The organism is Streptomyces naganishii JCM 4654 (assembly GCF_014650575.1).
GTDB classification, from domain to species: domain Bacteria; phylum Actinomycetota; class Actinomycetes; order Streptomycetales; family Streptomycetaceae; genus Streptomyces; species Streptomyces naganishii.
Map to the genome: position 1 here is coordinate 275,578 of NZ_BMVF01000004.1, position 15,703 is coordinate 291,280.

Annotated in this window: 15 protein-coding genes and 1 pseudogene; 5 read left to right on the forward strand and 11 right to left on the reverse strand. The window is 74.2% G+C overall.

From position 1 onward, the window contains the following. Positions 1-129 precede the first annotated feature (129 nt). The 3 genes from IE217_RS09200 to IE217_RS09210 form a co-directional block, all read right to left on the reverse strand. On the reverse strand, positions 130-960 hold the full coding sequence (locus IE217_RS09200) for an acetate uptake transporter (RefSeq protein WP_229865147.1): 831 nt from the start codon (positions 958-960) through the stop codon (positions 130-132). Between the two features lie 363 nt (positions 961-1,323). After that, on the reverse strand, positions 1,324-2,199 hold the full coding sequence (locus IE217_RS09205; protein ID WP_190177241.1) for a PhzF family phenazine biosynthesis protein: 876 nt from the start codon (positions 2,197-2,199) through the stop codon (positions 1,324-1,326). Between the two features lie 96 nt (positions 2,200-2,295). Next, entirely contained in the window at positions 2,296-2,982 is a 687-nt protein-coding gene (locus IE217_RS09210; RefSeq protein WP_229865148.1) for a maleylpyruvate isomerase N-terminal domain-containing protein, read from the reverse strand. Positions 2,983-3,145: 163 nt separating this feature from the next. Here IE217_RS09210 and IE217_RS09215 point away from each other — a divergent pair, with 163 nt between their 5' ends. Next, the gene (locus tag IE217_RS09215) at positions 3,146-4,021 is read left to right on the forward strand and encodes a universal stress protein (protein WP_190177242.1); all 876 of its coding nucleotides are present in this window, start codon (positions 3,146-3,148) and stop codon (positions 4,019-4,021) included. A 56-nt stretch (positions 4,022-4,077) separates the two neighbouring features. Continuing rightward, the gene (locus IE217_RS09220) at positions 4,078-4,605 is read left to right on the forward strand and encodes a DUF488 domain-containing protein (protein ID WP_190177243.1); all 528 of its coding nucleotides are present in this window, start codon (positions 4,078-4,080) and stop codon (positions 4,603-4,605) included. Between the two features lie 105 nt (positions 4,606-4,710). On the opposite strand, the gene IE217_RS09225 is transcribed toward IE217_RS09220, so the two are convergent. Further along, positions 4,711-5,967 (reverse strand): M20 family metallopeptidase, encoded by a 1,257-nt coding sequence (locus IE217_RS09225; protein WP_190177244.1) that lies wholly within the window; start codon positions 5,965-5,967, stop codon positions 4,711-4,713. Next, positions 5,964-6,728 carry a trimeric intracellular cation channel family protein gene (locus tag IE217_RS09230; protein ID WP_229865149.1) on the reverse strand — a complete coding sequence of 255 codons (765 nt, stop codon included), beginning with the start codon at positions 6,726-6,728 and terminating at the stop codon, positions 5,964-5,966. The genes IE217_RS09225 and IE217_RS09230 overlap by 4 nt, the downstream gene beginning before the upstream one ends. A 261-nt stretch (positions 6,729-6,989) precedes the next feature. Between IE217_RS09230 and IE217_RS09235 the strand changes: the two genes are divergently transcribed. Beyond that, entirely contained in the window at positions 6,990-8,135 is a 1,146-nt protein-coding gene (locus tag IE217_RS09235; RefSeq protein ID WP_229865150.1) for an AI-2E family transporter, read from the forward strand. Positions 8,136-8,156: 21 nt separating this feature from the next. Here the strand turns inward: IE217_RS09235 and IE217_RS09240 are convergent, their stop codons facing one another. Continuing rightward, positions 8,157-8,594 carry a hypothetical protein gene (locus IE217_RS09240; RefSeq protein ID WP_190177245.1) on the reverse strand — a complete coding sequence of 146 codons (438 nt, stop codon included), beginning with the start codon at positions 8,592-8,594 and terminating at the stop codon, positions 8,157-8,159. 154 nt (positions 8,595-8,748) lie between these two features. Between IE217_RS09240 and IE217_RS09245 the strand changes: the two genes are divergently transcribed. Further along, positions 8,749-10,233 carry a gluconokinase, GntK/IdnK-type gene (locus IE217_RS09245; RefSeq protein ID WP_190177246.1) on the forward strand — a complete coding sequence of 495 codons (1,485 nt, stop codon included), beginning with the start codon at positions 8,749-8,751 and terminating at the stop codon, positions 10,231-10,233. Here the strand turns inward: IE217_RS09245 and IE217_RS09250 are convergent. The 3 genes from IE217_RS09250 to IE217_RS09260 are packed head-to-tail and all read right to left on the reverse strand — an operon-like array spanning position 10,220 to position 12,649. Then, entirely contained in the window at positions 10,220-11,263 is a 1,044-nt protein-coding gene (locus IE217_RS09250; protein WP_190177247.1) for a hypothetical protein, read from the reverse strand. The two genes, IE217_RS09245 and IE217_RS09250, sit on opposite strands and share 14 nt — an antisense overlap. Beyond that, the gene (locus IE217_RS09255; protein ID WP_190177248.1) at positions 11,260-12,327 is read right to left on the reverse strand and encodes a patatin-like phospholipase family protein; all 1,068 of its coding nucleotides are present in this window, start codon (positions 12,325-12,327) and stop codon (positions 11,260-11,262) included. Before IE217_RS09255 ends, IE217_RS09250 begins: the two co-directional genes overlap by 4 nt. A gap of 4 nt (positions 12,328-12,331) precedes the next feature. Next, positions 12,332-12,649, reverse strand: a complete 318-nt coding sequence (locus IE217_RS09260) for a hypothetical protein (protein ID WP_190177249.1) — start codon at positions 12,647-12,649, stop codon at positions 12,332-12,334. A gap of 199 nt (positions 12,650-12,848) precedes the next feature. On the opposite strand from IE217_RS09260, the gene IE217_RS09265 reads away from it, so the two are divergent. Continuing rightward, positions 12,849-13,880: an ADP-ribosylglycohydrolase family protein gene (locus IE217_RS09265; protein ID WP_190177250.1), complete on the forward strand. Its 1,032-nt coding sequence runs from the start codon at positions 12,849-12,851 to the stop codon at positions 13,878-13,880. Positions 13,881-14,010: 130 nt separating this feature from the next. Here IE217_RS09265 and IE217_RS09270 read toward each other — a convergent pair. Then, a pseudogene (locus IE217_RS09270) lies at positions 14,011-14,816 on the reverse strand (inositol monophosphatase family protein). A gap of 39 nt (positions 14,817-14,855) precedes the next feature. Beyond that, positions 14,856-15,701 carry a prephenate dehydratase gene (locus IE217_RS09275; protein ID WP_190177251.1) on the reverse strand — a complete coding sequence of 282 codons (846 nt, stop codon included), beginning with the start codon at positions 15,699-15,701 and terminating at the stop codon, positions 14,856-14,858. Positions 15,702-15,703: the final 2 nt, after the last annotated feature.

Sequence of the window (15,703 nt, forward strand, 5' to 3'; positions counted from 1 at the left end):
GCACGCGGACTTGACTGACGACAACCGGCTTCCCATCCCCAGGACGCCTAACCGGCGAATCGCCGCAGACCGTCCCCCAGGAGCGCGAACGCGTGTTCGTCATGGCGTGGCGGCGGACATCGGGCCGAGTCACTGGCCGGCCTTGGCTCCAGGCATGCCCGCGGCGTACTCGATGGGCCGGCCCTGCCGGTGGCCGGGCAGGTTGCCGCGCAGGCTCCAGCGGCCGAGGGGCAGGATGATCCGCCCGCCGTAGGACTGCTCCAGCATCATCGCGCCGGCCGTGTACCACGCGGCGGCCGAGGAGGCGATGAGCACCCAGCCGGCGGTCACGACCAGGCCGTGGACGGCGCCGAGGATCCCGGCCGCGAGGAGCGCCGAACCGGCGGCGAGCAGACCGAGCGTGAGGAACAGGCCGAGGTTCTTCCCCAGCGAGGCGAGCGCTCCGAAGATGGTCGTCACGGCGAGCACGATCCACCAGAAGCCGAACGCCTTGCTGACCGAGGTGGTCAGCGGCAGCAGGCCGTTGGCGATCATGAGCTGCATCATGCCCCAGGCGAGCCAGAACGCCCCCCAGGTGCCGTGCATGGCCGTGGCCACCGCGTCGCGCGCCCGGTAGGCCCACATGCCGGCGGCCAGCTGGGCCAGGCCGCCGAAGAAGATGACCAGGGGCGCGAGGATGACCGGCGACACGAGCGGGTCGCCCCACCACTCGGCCAGGTTGGAGGCCACCATGAAGGTCGACGAGGCGAAGCCGAACAGGCCCAGGATGGACGGGGCGGCTATGGGGGTGAGCACCATGCGACTGCGGCCGAGCCACGCCTCGTAGCCCTCCGGTCCGCCGGACTCCGGTTCGGACGGCGGCCGGGACGCGGGCCCCTGCCCGGCCGAGGCCGTTGAACCGTACGGCGGCTGCTGTCCCCGGTGTCCGGACGGCGGCTGCTGTCCCGGGTATTCGGTCATGGCACATGACTCCTTCGCGATGGCCTGGCGGGTTCGCCGGCGCCCGCGAAGCGATCACGGGCCCGGCGGAACCCTCCCAGGAGACATCGCGTGAACGACCCGCGCACCTCGGGCCACTGTGCGTGACGCCCGGCGGCCCCGCGGGCGGCCGGTCGGGCCGCGGTGGCCACCGGTGCCGGGTGCCCGGCCTCGGACAGCCACGCCACCAGGGACTTACGGGCGCGCGCCACCCACTAACGCGCCGTGCCATCGGACAGCCGCCGACACGGGCCGCCTCCGCAGGGGGCCGATCCGCCATCCGGGTGAGGCGAACGCCTCGCGGCGGTCGCCGGGGAGCGCGTCCAGCGGCTCCGTGAGGGTGTCTCAGATGCGCGCCGCGGTTCCCGACACGCGCACGCGCGCATCGCCGCCGCGGAGTTCGACCGTGAGGACGCCGGGGCGCCCCATGTCCACGCCCTGGTGCAGGGTGAGGACCGCGTCCTCCGGCACCAGGCCCAACTCCCGCGCGTACGCGCCGAACGCGGCGGCCGCCGCGCCGGTGGCGGGGTCCTCGACCACGCCGCCCACGGGGAAGGGGTCCCGCACGTGGAAGACGTCCGCCGACTCCCGCCACACGAGTTGGAGGGTCGTCAGGTCTTCCTGACGCATGAGCTTTTCGAGGCGGCCGAAGTCGTAGGCGAGGTCGGCCAGCCGCTCGCGCGTGGCGGCGGCGAGGACGAGGTGGCGCGCGCCCGCGTAGGCGATCCTCGGCGGCAGGGCGGCGTCCAGTTCGGCCGGTTCCCAGCCGAGCGCGGCGAGCGCCTCCTTGACGACGCTTCCCGGGGCGTCCTCGACGTGCGGTTCGACGCTGGTGAGGGTGGCGCGCGGGCGTCCGTCCGGCCCGGAGGTCACCGTGACGGGGACGGTGCCCGCCCGGGTGTGGAGGACGAGTTCGCCTGGGCCGGCGCGTTCGGCGAGGGCGACGGCGGTGGCGATCGTGGCGTGTCCGCAGAAGGTGACCTCGGCCTTGGGGCTGAAGTAGCGGACGTCGAAGGTGCGGCCGGTCTCCCGCTGCGTCCCGGCGTCCGCGACCGGGAACAGGAAGGCGGTCTCGCTGTATCCGACGTCGGCCGCGATCGCCTGCATGTCGCCGTCCGCGAGCCCGGTGGCGTCGAGTACGACCCCGGCCGGATTCCCGCCGTCGGGATCGTCGGAGAAAGCGGTGTAGCGCAGGACTTCGGTGGCGTGATCACGGCTCATGCCGGTAGTAACGAGGCCGCCGGGAAGGTGATTCCCCGCCCGTACTCCCTACGGCGACTTCGGCATCCGGACGGAGCGACTCGACGCCCCTCGCCGTCAGGACAGCAGCGGGAAGCGGGCGGCGTCCGCCCCGAGGGTCCGCCGTTCGAAGTCCGTCAGGGGCCGGCGTCCGGTGGCGGCGCGCGCGTACTCGGTGTCGTCCCAGCCGAGCGGCACGGGGTGGCCGAGCAGGCCGTCGAGTGTGGTGCGGACGGCGGCCAGCCCTCGCGGTGCGGGCGGGGGCGCGTCCGGCATGCGTGCCGTCATGTCCAGGTGGTGGATCGTCGCCTCGACCGCCAGGGTCGTCATCAGGTCGCCCGCGCTCAGCACGTGTCCCTGCGTGCCGACCAGCAGCCCCGGGTCGGTGGCCGCGGCCGCGTCGGCCGCGGCCGCCACGGTCTCCAGGAACAGCCCCTTCAACTGGTCGAAGTACAGGAACATGCTGCCGCCGACCCGGCAGTAGCGCCGCCCGTTGGCCGCGCCGACGGGGTCGGATCCCCAGTCCTGCCAGTAGGTGACCGCGTCGCGGTCGGCCGCCGCCCCGGCCGGGGTGTGCAGCGCCACCAGGGCGCGCTGGGCGTCGGTGACGACGTGGAAGACCAGGTCGCGTACCGCCCAGCCGGTGCAGTCGGTCGGCAGCCAGGACTGCTCGTCGTCGAGGGCCGCGACGACCCCGGCGAACGCCTCGTACGAGGCCCGCACGGCGCCCGCCGGACCACCTGTGCCGGTTCGCTCCCCTGCCACGCCGCCACCCTAACGGCGCAGCGCCGCGGGCCGCGATGACATTACGGTGGGTGACGGGCGTGCGACCCGCCGCGCAGGTCAGCGGCGGCGCGGTTTCCCGGCCGCCCGGCGGGGCTACTCGGCTGCTGCCGGGCCGCCCTTTTCCGCGTGTGCTGGAGGAACGATGAGCGACAACGGCCGTGGGACGGTCCTCGTGGGCATCGACGACTCGTCGCACTCCTGGCTCGCCGTCGAGTGGGCGGCGGAAGAAGCGGCGCTGCGCGGCATGGAGTTGAGGATCGTGCACTCCGTGGGTCCGGGCCCGGAGATCGGCTACGACCAGACCGGGGCCGGGCTGACGGAGCAGGTCTTCGAGGCGGCGACCGGCATGCTCCAGGAGGCCCGGGGCAAGGTCGCCTCCGCCCGGCCCGGTCTGGCGACGGACACCCTCCTCGTCCACGGCCGGCCGGAGGAGGCCCTCCTGGAGGCGGCCGGGGACGCCGACGTGGTCGTGCTCGGCACCCGCGGCCGGGGCGGTTTCGCCGAACTGCTGCTGGGCTCGGTGAGCCTGAAGGTGGCCGCGCACGCCGACCGCCCCGTGGTCGTGGTGCGCGGTGAGACACGGCGGCCCCCGGACGACGACGTCGTGGTGGGGATACGGGACGACCACGACGAGGAGGCCGTACGGTTCGGTCTGGCCGAGGCGGAGCCGCGCAGGGCCACACTGCGGCTGGTGCACGCCTGGACGCCGCTGCGCCACGCCGGCCTGGTGGTGCCCGAGGTCGACGACGTGGACGAGGAACGCGACGAACACGCGGCCCTGCTGCACCGCGCCGCCCGCCCCGCCCGCGAATCCCAGCGGGTGCGGGTGACGACCGAACTGGCCACGGGCTCGCCCGCCTCCGCACTCGTCGAGGCCTCCAAGCGGGCGGGTCTGGTGGTGCTGCCGCGTCATCCGGCCGAGGGCGGTCTCGGGCTGCCGCTGGGAAGCGTGACGCACGCGGTGCTGCACCACGCGAGCTGCCCCGTCGCGATCGTGCCCGTGGGCGGCGGCCGCTGATGGGCCGTGCGTTCGCGCCGCGCGGGACCACCGGCCGCCGCGGGTGAGGCGGCGGGATGACCAACCGCATCTGCACGGTGGGGCATTCGACGCGGGAGTTCGGCGAGGTGCTGCAGATGCTGCGCGCCAACGACATCACCTGCCTGGTGGACGTGCGTTCCTTCCCGTCGTCGAGGAAGTACCCGCAGTGGAACCGGAGTTCGATCACCGAGGCGCTGCCCGACGACATCGGCTACCGGTGGATCCGCGAACTGGGCGGCCGGCGGCACACCCCCGCGGGCGTGCCGAGCGAGAACGGCGCCTGGCGGGTGAAGGCCTTCCGCGACTACGCCGACCACATGGCCACCGACGAGTTCAGGAAGGGCCTGGACGAACTCCTCGAACTGGCCGATCACGAACGCCCGGCGATCATGTGCAGCGAGGCGGTGCCGTGGCGGTGCCACCGCAGGCTGATCACCGACGCGCTGATCGTCGCGGGCGCCCAGGTCGCCCACATCATGTCGGCCACGTCGACCAGGCCGGCCGAGCTGGACGAGAAGGCGCAGGTGCGGGACGGGCGTCTGACCTACCCGCCCGCCACCTGAGGCAACCGCCCGGGCCGGACGGCGGGTTCAGGACGTGAGCGCGACGACGGCCTCGCCGGTGCGGACCGGCGGCGTCAGCGTCCGGGGGCGGCGGCCCGCCACCGCTCACGCGCCGAGCCAGGCGAGGGCGGCCACGGTCATGGCGCTGACGCCGGTGTCCAGGGTGGGCTGGAGCACGGGGGCGAAGGTGGGGCTGTGGTTGACCGGGACGTCCTGGGCCACGGTGCCGTTGCGGGCGGCCTCGGCGTAGCGGTCGGGGTCGATGCCGCCGATGCCCCAGTAGGTGAACGGCACGCCGAACGCCTTGGGGATCTCGCTCATGTCCTCGCTGGCGGTCTGGAGGTCGATGGTGTGCGCGTCGTCGCCGAAGTGGGCGGCGAAGGCGTCGGCGACGCGGCGGGTGGGCGCCTCGTCGTTGACGGTGGGCGGGAAGGAGCTGGTGCGCTGGATCTCGGGCGCCTTGGGCGCGCGGGACGCCTCGCACTCCGCGGTGACGATGCGTTCGATCGCGTCCAGGACCTGACTGCGGGAGGCGTCGTCGTAGGTGCGCACGTTGAGCTGGATGACGGCCTTGTCGGGGATGACGTTGGGGCCGGAGCCGGCGTGGACGCTGCCCACGGTGAGCACGGCGGGAGTGGTGGCGGCCAGTTCGCGGGAGACGACGGTCTGCAGCCGCACGACGATCATCGCGGCCATCACCACCGGGTCGACCGCCGCCTGCGGCATGGAGCCGTGCGCCCCGCGTCCGTGCACGGTGATGCGCAGGCTGTCCGCGGCGGAGAGGAACGAGCCGGGGCGGGTGCCGACGTAGCCGGCCGGAAGGGGCAGCACGTGCTGGGCGAGCACGACGTCAGGGGTGGGAGACCGTGAGGTCAGGCCGTCGTCGACCATGGCCTCGGCTCCGTCGCCGTTCTCCTCCGAGGGCTGGAAGAGGGCCACGAAGGTGCCCCGCCAGGCGTCCTTGGCCTCGGCCATCAGGCGTGCGCAGCCGGTCAGGCAGGTCACGTGCACATCGTGCCCGCAGGCGTGCATGACAGGCTGTTCGGCGCCGTCCCGGTCGGTGACGGTCACCTCGGAGGCGTAGGGCAGGCCGGTCTGCTCGCGCACCGGGAGGGCGTCCATGTCGGCGCGGGCCATCACGACCGGGCCGTCGCCGTTGGCCAGGACGCCGAGGACTCCGGTGCCGCCGATGCCCTCGGTGACGTCGTATCCGCACGCGCGCAGGGCGTCCGCGGCCTTCTTCGCGGTGCGGTGCTCGCCGAATCCGAGTTCGGGATGGCTGTGCAGGTCCTTGTAGAGGTCCTCCAGGCCGGAGCGGATGGCGTCGAGACCGGACAACACGGTGGTGGCACGGTCGGTCATGATGACTCCTCGGGCGGGTGGGACTGCTCTTGTTCCCCGTCTGACCCCTCGCCGGTGGCGGGGGCGATGTGGCGGCGCACCGCGGACGCCACCTTGGACTGCGGCTCCCAGTCCAGGCTGTTGGGCAGGTTCCAGCCGTAGTGGACGGACACCAGGCGGAAGACCAGCGCGACGGTGATGCCGAGGCCGACGCCGAGCCCGGCGAGGCCGGCGTAGGAGCAGACCACCGTGACCCCGGCGACCACGGCGGCGACGGTGGCGTACAGGCCGTTGCCGCCGAACACCGCCGGGACCCGGCCGAGGATGATGTCGCGCAGGGCGCCGCCGCCGACCGCGGTCATCGTGCCCAGCAGGACGGCGGGCAGCCAGCCGAGGCCGACCCCGAGGGTCTTGTTGGCGCCGGTGACCGCCCAGAACCCGATCACCGCGGCGTCGAGCGCGGTGAAGAGTCTGGTCCACGACTCCTCACTGATCTTGATGAGGAACACCACCACCGAACCGGCCACCGCGGTCGTGACGTACGCGTAGTCGGTGAGCGCGACCGGTGTGCCGTGCTGGAGCAGTACGTCCCTGATCATGCCGCCGCCCAAACCGGAGATGATGCCGACGACCAGGAACCCGAACAGGTCCAGGCCGGCCGTCCGGGCCACGGCACCGCCCAGCAACGCGCAGGAGAAGACCCCGGCGAGGTCGAGGTACCGCGTCGCGGCGGCCACGTCGGCGGGGATCAGGGAGTCCGCCATCACGGATGCGGTGGACATATCGGGTGCATAAACACGATCTACCCCGGGGCGGCCGGACCGAACACCCCGGCCCGGCACGGCGGGCCGCGCCGGCACCGCGGACCGTGCCGGGCCGGGCCGGTGGACCGTGCCAGGCCGGTACACCGTGCCGGGCCGGTGACGGCCGCCGGTGGACACCCTGCCGGCGGAATCACCGGCGGCAGTCGGCCCCGCGCTCTGGCGGGGCGGGCCGGACGGGCAGAGAATCGAGCACGGGTTCACGCTGGATGAGGAAGCCGGATGACTTCGATGCCGCCACCCGCCGACGACGGCGATCCCCCGGGCGGCGGCCTGCCCGCGCCCGACCCGGAGGAGGGCCGGGCGCCGCGGGGGGCCGACGCGCACGCCCGCCGCGGGCCGGGAGGGCGCGGCGGGGGCTGGTTCGGCGTCGGCTTCTGGCTCGGGCTCGGCGCCACGGTGGGCTGGATGCTGGTGCAGACCGTGCTCCAGCTCAGCCAGCTGCTGACGCTCGTCCTCCTGTCGCTGTTCGTCGCCATCGGCCTGGAGCCGGTGGTGGCCTGGCTGACCCGGCACCGGCTGCGGCGTGGCTGGGCCGTGGCCGCGGTCGTCCTGGCGACCCTGCTGCTGCTCGCCGGGTTCGTCGCGCTCATCGAGCCCCCGGTCGCCAAGGAGGTGGACGCCCTGATCAAGGCGGTCCCCGGCTGGCTCCAGCAGCTGCACGACCGCCATTCCGCGCTGGGCAGGCTGGAGGACCGCTACCACGTGGTGGCCAAGGTCAAACAGGCGGTCGCGTCCAGGGGCACGGGGATCGTGGGCGGGCTGCTCGGCGCGGGCAAGACCGTGCTGGACACGCTGACCTCGCTGATCATCGTGGTGATCGTGACGCTCTACCTGATGGCCGGGCTCCCGGTGATCAAGAAGTTCTGCTTCCGCTTCGTCGCGGCCAGCAGGCGCGGGCGGGTCGAGGGGATCACCGACGAGATCCTCAGCAAGACCGGGCGGTATCTCCTCGGGAACATCGCCACGTCCGTGATCGCCGGTCTCGCCACGTTCGGGTGGTGCCTGGGCCTCGGCGTGCCCTACCCGGCGGCGCTCGGCATCTTCGTCGCCCTGATGGACCTCGTGCCCATCGTGGGTTCCACCATCGCGGGCGTCGTCGTCAGCCTGGTCGCGCTGGTCGTCTCGCTGCCCGTCGCTATCGCGACCGCGGGCTTCTACATCGGCTTCCGCCTGGCGGAGGACTACCTGATCCTGCCCAAGGCGATGAGGTTCGCCGTGGACGTCCATCCGATCGTGACCGTCGTCGGCGTGCTGGCCGGCGGCGCGCTGCTGGGGATCATCGGCGCGCTGGTGGCCATTCCCGTGGCGGTGGCGATCGGCATCGTCCTCGACGAGTACGTGTTCACCCGCACCGACGCGTCGTGATGGAAGGCCGTCCGCCGGTTCTCACAGGTGCCGGCCCGCCGGCCCCCGCGCGCGGCGGTACCGCTCGCGCGCCCCGGCCGCGAGGTGGGCGCCGAGCACGGCCGGGACGAGCACGGCGGCGATCCACGCCGCACGCAGGACGAAGTCCCCGGCGGCCGTGGCCGTCCCCGAGGGCTCGGGTATGCCGAACAGCACCATGGAGGCCAGGGCGGACAGGAGCACCGACCAGAGCACGGCGGCCACCGACCGGGTCAGCCACCCGGGGACGCGGACACCGGCACGCGTCAGCCACCGGGCGAGCCCGTGCACGGGCAGCACTCCGGCGAAGCCGGTGGCGCCGGCGAGCAGCACCGTGCCCACCAGTCCGCCCGCGTACGCGGTCACCTGCCCCAGCACACCGAGCACCACGGCGGCCGCGGCGGCTCCGGCCCAGAACGCCGTCCCGAAGTTCCCGTCCACCGCTCCCCCTCCCGGCCCCGGGGTGCAGTGTGGCCCACGAACCGGCAACCCGCCACAAACGCGCCCCGGTTGTGCGCCTCCGGGACCGTCCGCGCTTCCACCGCCGCCTTCCTGACCGCTGACCACGGCGGCGCCGTGACTTAACGTCCCTGCCATGACTGGTCCCGAACCAGACCATCCGACAGGCACCGAGGACGCGTCACGGGGCTCCACCGCGAAGCTGGTGGCGTGGCTGGGCTGCCAGATCGTCGACGGCGGCAAGCCTCGCGGCCGGCACCTGACGGTGGAGGCCGTCATGCAGGAGTTCGGCACCACCCGCCCCATGGCCCGCGAGGCGCTTCAGACCCTGCACCACAAGGGCCTGGTCGATCTGCAGCCGCGGATCGGCGCCACCGTGCAGCCGCTGGAGCGGTGGGACCTGCTCGACCCCGACGTGATCACGTGGCGTCTTGAGGTGGCGCCCGACAGCCAGATGCGGTCGCTGACGGAGCTGCGCGAGGTGATCGAGCCGCGGGCGGCGAGGCTGGCCGCGCTGAGCCGGTCCGCGCAGATCTGCCACGACCTGACTAGCCACGCCCGCACCCTGTTCGCCATCAGCCAGGACCCGGCCTTCGCGCTCCCGCGTGAGGGAGCGCCGGTCCGCCAGCACTTCCGGGACGTCGACGCGGCCTTCCACCGCACCCTCCTCGCCGGCTCACGCAACGAGCTGTTCCTGCGCCTGTCCCACCCTGTCGTCATGGCGCTGAACCACCGCATCGACCGCGACTGGGCCGGCGCCCATCATGAGGCCGCGGTGCTGCCGGTGCCCGCGATCGCCGGCGCGGGTGCCGTGCAGAGCTATCCCACGCGGCCCGAACCGGTCCCCATGTGGCTCCACTTGGGGCTCGCCTACGCCGTCGACCAGGGTCTGGCCACCGCCGCGGAGGCCTTCGCGGAGGCCGTGCTCGCCGAGATCCGCAGCGGGCGGCTGGAAGACCCCTCGGTACGCGAACGGCTGCGCGCGGGGCTGGACCAGTTCAACATCAGCTCCCTGCCCACCACTTACCGGGACGGCTTCCAGGACGCCATGTCGGAGCTCGTCGACACCGCGCACGTCCCCGTGGTCGTCATGGGCGTCTGCGGCTGCGGCAAGAGCACCGTGGGCAAGCACCTGGCTCGGTCGCTCCGGGTTCCCTTCGAGGAAGGGGACCTGTTCCATCCCCGGCGCAACGTCGAGTCGATGGAGAGCGGCAAGCCCCTCGACGACCGCACCCGCGGTCCGTGGCTGAGCGCCGTCGCACGCCGGCTGGAGGCGGCGGGCTCGGAGGACGGGCTGGTGATCACCTGCTCCGCGCTGCGCCGCATCTACCGCGAGGTGCTGCGCGCGGCCCGCCCCGACACGTTCTTCGTCCACCTGACGGTCGATCAGGACACCGCTGTGACACGGGTTTCGGGCAGGCAGTGGCACTTCATGCCCGCCTCCCTGGTGTCCTCGCAGTTCGCGGACCTCGAGCCGCTGGAAGAGGACGAGAACGGCATGACCGTCGACGCGAACGCGCCGGTCGAGCGGATCGTCGCCGAGATACAGACCGGACTGGCCGGCCGCTCCCGGCCGGACGAGAGGACGAAAGGCCCGGCGGCGCCGCTCAGTGGACGGTGATCCAGTGGTCGACCCGTTGCCACTGGGCGAGCAGCCACTGTTCGCGGGCCTCGTCGCCGTCGGGCACCTCGGCGGCCGGGACGCGCCACCAGTGCGCGCGGACCGGCTCGCCGAGCGGGATGCCGGCCCAGGCCGAGCGCACCGAGCGGATGCCGTCGAGCCCGGTGTGCGCGACGAAGACCACGTCGGCGTCCGGCGCCGCCGCCAGCGCGGCGAGCGTGCCGGACGGGCGCGGCGGCAGGACGTTGCGCAGCCTGGCGGCCCGCACGGCGGTACGCCTCCTGCCGTGCCGCCACAGCGACGCCAGGGCCCTGCGCCGCCGCCGCTCGGTGTAGTTGCCTCCCTCGGGGAAGAGCACGAGCGCGTCCGCGCCGGTCAGCCCGGCCGCCAGCCGGCCCACGGCCCGGGCCGGGCTCGTGCCCCGGCGCGGGGGCAGGAAGCAGTGCGGCAGCCGTCCGACGACCACGTCCAGGCAGGGGTCGAGGCGCAGGGTGCGCTTGAGCACGGTGCAGGGCAGCAGGCCCGCCTCGGTGAGCAGCAGGTGCAGCAGCAGGAAGGAGTCGCCGGGACCGGCGTGCCGGGCCAGCACGACGAGGGGCGGTGTACCGGTCCCGGCGCGTGGCACGGCCGGGGTCACCCTCACTCGTAGCCCGAACACCGATTCCGCCGCCCGCCGCAGCGCGCCCAGCAGCCGGGCGAGCAGTGCGTAGGTGGCCGCGGTGCGGCGGGCGGCGGCGTCGCGGGTGCCGGGCGCGTACCGCAGCCACAGGGCGCCTGCGGCGGCGAGTCCGTACAGGTCGACGGCGAGGTAGACCAACGCGAACCCGAGGATTCTGACCGGGCGTTGGCGGCCCCGGCGCAGGGCCGCGAAGGGGGCCGCGAGTACGCAGGCCACGATCAGCAGGGCGGCGGTCACGGGCACCAGGCAGAGCGCCGTGGTGGTGGTGGCGACGCGCCGTACGCCGGTCAGCAGGGCGAGGGCGGCGGTCACGGCGGGGCCGCCGTCACCGGTCCGGGCGCCCGCGCTCACCGCACGCCGCCACCGGGGAGTCCGCCGCCGGGGAGTCCGCCGCCGCGGGACGGCCCGTCGCCGTGCACCTCGTCGCCGTGCACCTCGCCACCGCGCGCCTCGTCACCACGCGCCTCGTCACCACGCGGCCCGTCGCCGGGCGGCTGGTCACCGTCGTGCAGGCCGTCGAGGTAGCGGCAGGACGCCGTGTACGCGCGCTCGATGCGTTCCGCGGTGCGGCCGAAGGTCTTGTAGCGCAACTGCCGCAGTGCGCCGCCCGGTTCCCCGGCCGGTGCGCCGCTGGGCAGGACGTGGACGGTCACCTCGGGCGGGAGGCCGGCCATGTCGCGGGCGAAACGGTGACGGCGGGCGATCTCGAACGCGACCGTCGCCACCTGCCAGGGCAGCCGCGGCGGGCTGAGCGGCGACTCCACCCGACCGACCTGGAGCACGTAGATCTCGCGCGCCCCGAGGTCGACCGCACGGCCGACGGGGATGCTGTTGACCAGGCCGCCGTCGAGGAAGTGCTCCTCGCCCACCCGCACCGGCGGCAGCAGCCCGGGCACCGCGCAGGAGGCGAGGACGGCGTCGGCGAGCGGTCCCTCGGTGAACCAGTGCTCGGCGGCGCGCTCGATGCTCGACGCCACGCACTGGAACGGCACTGTGAGGTCCTCCAGCCGTCCGGCGGGCACGTGTGTCTCCAGCAGGGCGCGCAGCGGTCCGGCCGTGTGCAGGTGGGTGCCGCTGCGCACCGCGGTGCCGAGCCGCTCCAGCAGCGAGCCGGAGAAGACGCCGGCGCGGCCGAGGCCCGACCACAGGTCGGCCAGGCGTTCGATGGCAGCGGCCCTGGGGTCGGCGGCGACCATCACGCCGTTGATCGCGCCGACGGACGTGCCCACCACCAGGTCCGGGCGCAGCCCCGCCTCCAGCAGGGCCTTGAGCATGCCGACCTCGTGCGCGCCGAGCGCTCCCCCACCGCCGAGCACGAAGGCACGGACGGGACGGCCGGGCGTGCGGACGGGGCGGCCGGGTGCGGGGGCCGGGCGGCCGGCCGGGCGCTCGGGCGGGTCCTGGCCGTCGTTCATGCGGTCACGAGGCGTTGTCGATGCCGGTGACGCTGGTGGGCCCGAGCGGGGCGTCGCCCTCGCCGAAGCCCGCCTCGCGCAGCGCCGACGCGGCCGTCCGCTTGGCCTCGCGCTCGGCGGTGCGGCGGTCTCCGGCGGTGACCTCCAGGCGGATGCTGAAGGTCTTGTCGTCGTTCACGGTCAGCAGGTCGAGATCCTCCTCGCGGCCGAGCGAGGTGTGGTGGGGATCGGCCGGCCGCAGCCGCCGCGCGAGGTCGTCCCGCCTGTCGTCGTCCAGCCCGTGCAGGAACGTACCGGGGATGGTGATGACGTAGGTGCTCACGTGAGTGTTCCTCCTCCTGGGATCGGACGAGTCCCTTCCTCTGCGCGTGCCCCGGCTCGGGATCACCGAACCGGCCTCGCGGCCACCTCGTACGGACTCGCCCCGACCAACTATCGTCTAGTTGACGATAAGCGGGGAGCCGTGACAGGCTGTCGCGCCGTCAGCATCCAGGATCGACGCCGCAGCACCGGGAGGCCGCATGGCCGGCACGCACGTACCCAACCCCCGCCTGGACGCGCGGGCCACCGACCGGGCGGCGGGCGTGCTGCTCGGCGCGGCCGCCGGGGACGCGCTCGGCGTGCCGTACGAGTTCGGGACGGCGTTGCGCGACGACCAGCGGCCCCGCATGATCGGCGGCGGCCTCGGGCCCTACGAACCCGGCGAGTACTCCGACGACACGCAGATGCAGGTCTGCGTCGCCGAGGTCGCGGCGACGGGGGCCGATCTGCGCACGCCCGAGGCCCTCGACGCCGTCGCGGCCAACTTCCGGCGCTGGCTGGCCGGGGGCGCCAGCGACGTCGGCGCCCAGACCCGTACGGTGCTCGGCGCCGCCGAGCGTGCGCCCGGGTCGCCCGGCGCCGCCCTGCTGGCGGCCGCCCGCGACTTCAGCGACGGCAACGACCGCGCGGCGGGGAACGGCTCGCTGATGCGCACCGGCGTCGTGGCCCTGGCCCACCTCGGGGACGCCGTCGAGATGGCGGAGGCGGCGCGTGCCGTCAGCGCGCTCACCCACCCGGATCCCGACTGCGCCGACGCGTGCGTGCTGTGGTGCGCGGGCGTCCGCACCGCGGTGCTCGAGGGCACCTTCGACGGCGTACGCGCCGGCCTCGACCTGCTGCCGGCCGGGCGCCGGGCGCTGTGGGCCGGGCGGCTGGACGAGGCGGAGGCCCATCCGCCGCGCCATTTCACCCACAACGGCTGGGTCGTGCACGCCCTCCAGGCCGCCTGGTCGGCGATCACCCGCACGCCCGTCCCCGAACCGGATCCGTCCGGGGGCGGCTTCCCGGCGCAGCACCTGGAACTGGCGCTGGAAGCGGCGGTGCGCGCCGGGACGGACACCGACACCGTCGCGGCGATCGCCGGGGCCCTGCTGGGCGCACGCTGGGGCCGCTCCGCCGTCCCCGCGCACTGGCAGGAGGCCGTGCACGGCTGGCCCGGCCTCAAGGCCCCCGACCTCGTGCGCCTCGCCGTGCGCACGGCGAGGGGCGGCCAGGACGACACCGAGGGCTAGCCTTCGCTCGCGCGCGTGCCGCTGCCCGCCGCCTCGCCCTGCGCGGACCCGCCGCCGGTCGGCCACGGACGCGCACGACCGCCCGGTCACGGGCGGGAACGTGCTCGCCGCCACCGGCGTGCCGGGCCGGTCAGGCCCGGTCCCGGTCCCGGATCAGCGACATGAGCTGCTGATGGGTCTCCGCATCGGCGGCCGCGACGAGCCCGCGGCCGCCCCGGCCGGGCGGCGCTCCGTCGATGCCGGTGACCACGCAGCCGGCGGCCCGGCAGAGCGCGATGCCGGCGGCGAAGTGCACGCTGTGCGACAGGTCGCCCCCGTCGGTGACGTACGCGGCCCGCCGGCCGGCGGCGACCCAGGTCAGCGCCAGCGTCGTGGACACCACGCGCGGCCGGAACCGCTCGGCGAACCCGGGGTGCGCGAGCGGGTCGACGGCCCGGAATCCGGGGGCGTTCGGGAAGGGCGGGTCCAGGTTGACGTCGACCAGCCCGGTGGTGGAGGTGGCTCCAGGCGGGTGTCGGGGCCGTCCTTCGGCCGTACCCACGCCGTCGTGCCGTCGGTGAGGAAGACCTCGCCGGCGAACGGGTCGGCGACGGCTGCCGCGCCGTCGCGCAGGGCCACGTTGACGGCCACCAGCATGTTGCCCACGGCGTAGTTGAGCGTGCCGCACAGGGGATCCACCAGCCACTGGCGGGCCGCCTCGGCCGAGCCCTGCCGCCCGCTCTCCTCGCCCAGCACCGCGTCCCCGGGGCGGGCGGCGCGGACGATGCCGAGGATGGCCTTCTCCGCCTCCACGTCGGCGGTGGTGGCGAAGTCCCCGCCGCCCTTGTCGACACGGTCGAGGCGGCGGCCGTACAGCTCGCGCACGACGTCCGCGCCGGCCCGGGCGGCGGCTACCGCGACGGCGGTGTCGTCGAGGTCGGCGTATGAATTGATCATGCCAAGCAGACTATCCACGGCACGCCGTTCGGCGGGGACTCAGGCGGCGCGTTCGCGCAGGCGGTGGGGGTGGGCCGGGTAGACGCCGAGGATGCGGACCTCGGAGGAGAAGAAGTGGAGTTCCTGGAGGGCGAGGGCCACGTTGGGGTCGTCGGGGTGGCCCTCGATCTCGACGTAGAAGCGGGTGGGGTTCAGGCCCGCGCCCATCTGGTAGCTCTCGATCTTGGTGAGGTTCACGGAGCTGCTGGCGAATCCGCCGAGGGCCTTGTAGAGCGCGCTGGGGATGTTCCGCACGCAGAAGAACAGGCTGGTCATCGTGGGCTCGCCCGTGCTGGGCGGGACGGCGGCGGCGCGGGAGAGCACGACGAAGCGGGTGGTGTTGTCCGGGTCGTCCTCGACCTCGGACCGCAGGACGTCCAGGCCGTAGCGCCGCGCCGCGGCCGGCGGGGCGAGGGCCGCGTGCCGCGGGTCGCCCAGCTCCGCCACCTCGCGCGCGGCGCCCGCCGTGTCGTCGCTGACGAGCGTGCGCCAGCCGCCCTCGCGCAGGATCTTGCGGCACTGCCCGAGCGCGTGCACATGACTGCGGACGCACTCCAGCCCGTCGAGGGTCGCGCCCGGGACGCCCATCAGGTCGAAGCGGATGGCGAGGAAGTACTCGGCGACGATGAACAGGCCCGACTCGGGCAGCAGGTGGTGCACGTCCGCGACGCGCCCCGCCGCCGAGTTGTCCACCGGGATCACGGCGACGTCGGCGTTGCCGAGCGTCACGGCGTCCAGAGCCTGTTCGAAACCGGTGCAGGGCAGTTCCCCGCAGCCCGGGTACAGATCGGCGGCGGCGGTCGCCGAGTTGGAGCCGGGTTCACCCTGATATGCGACGGTCGTCACCG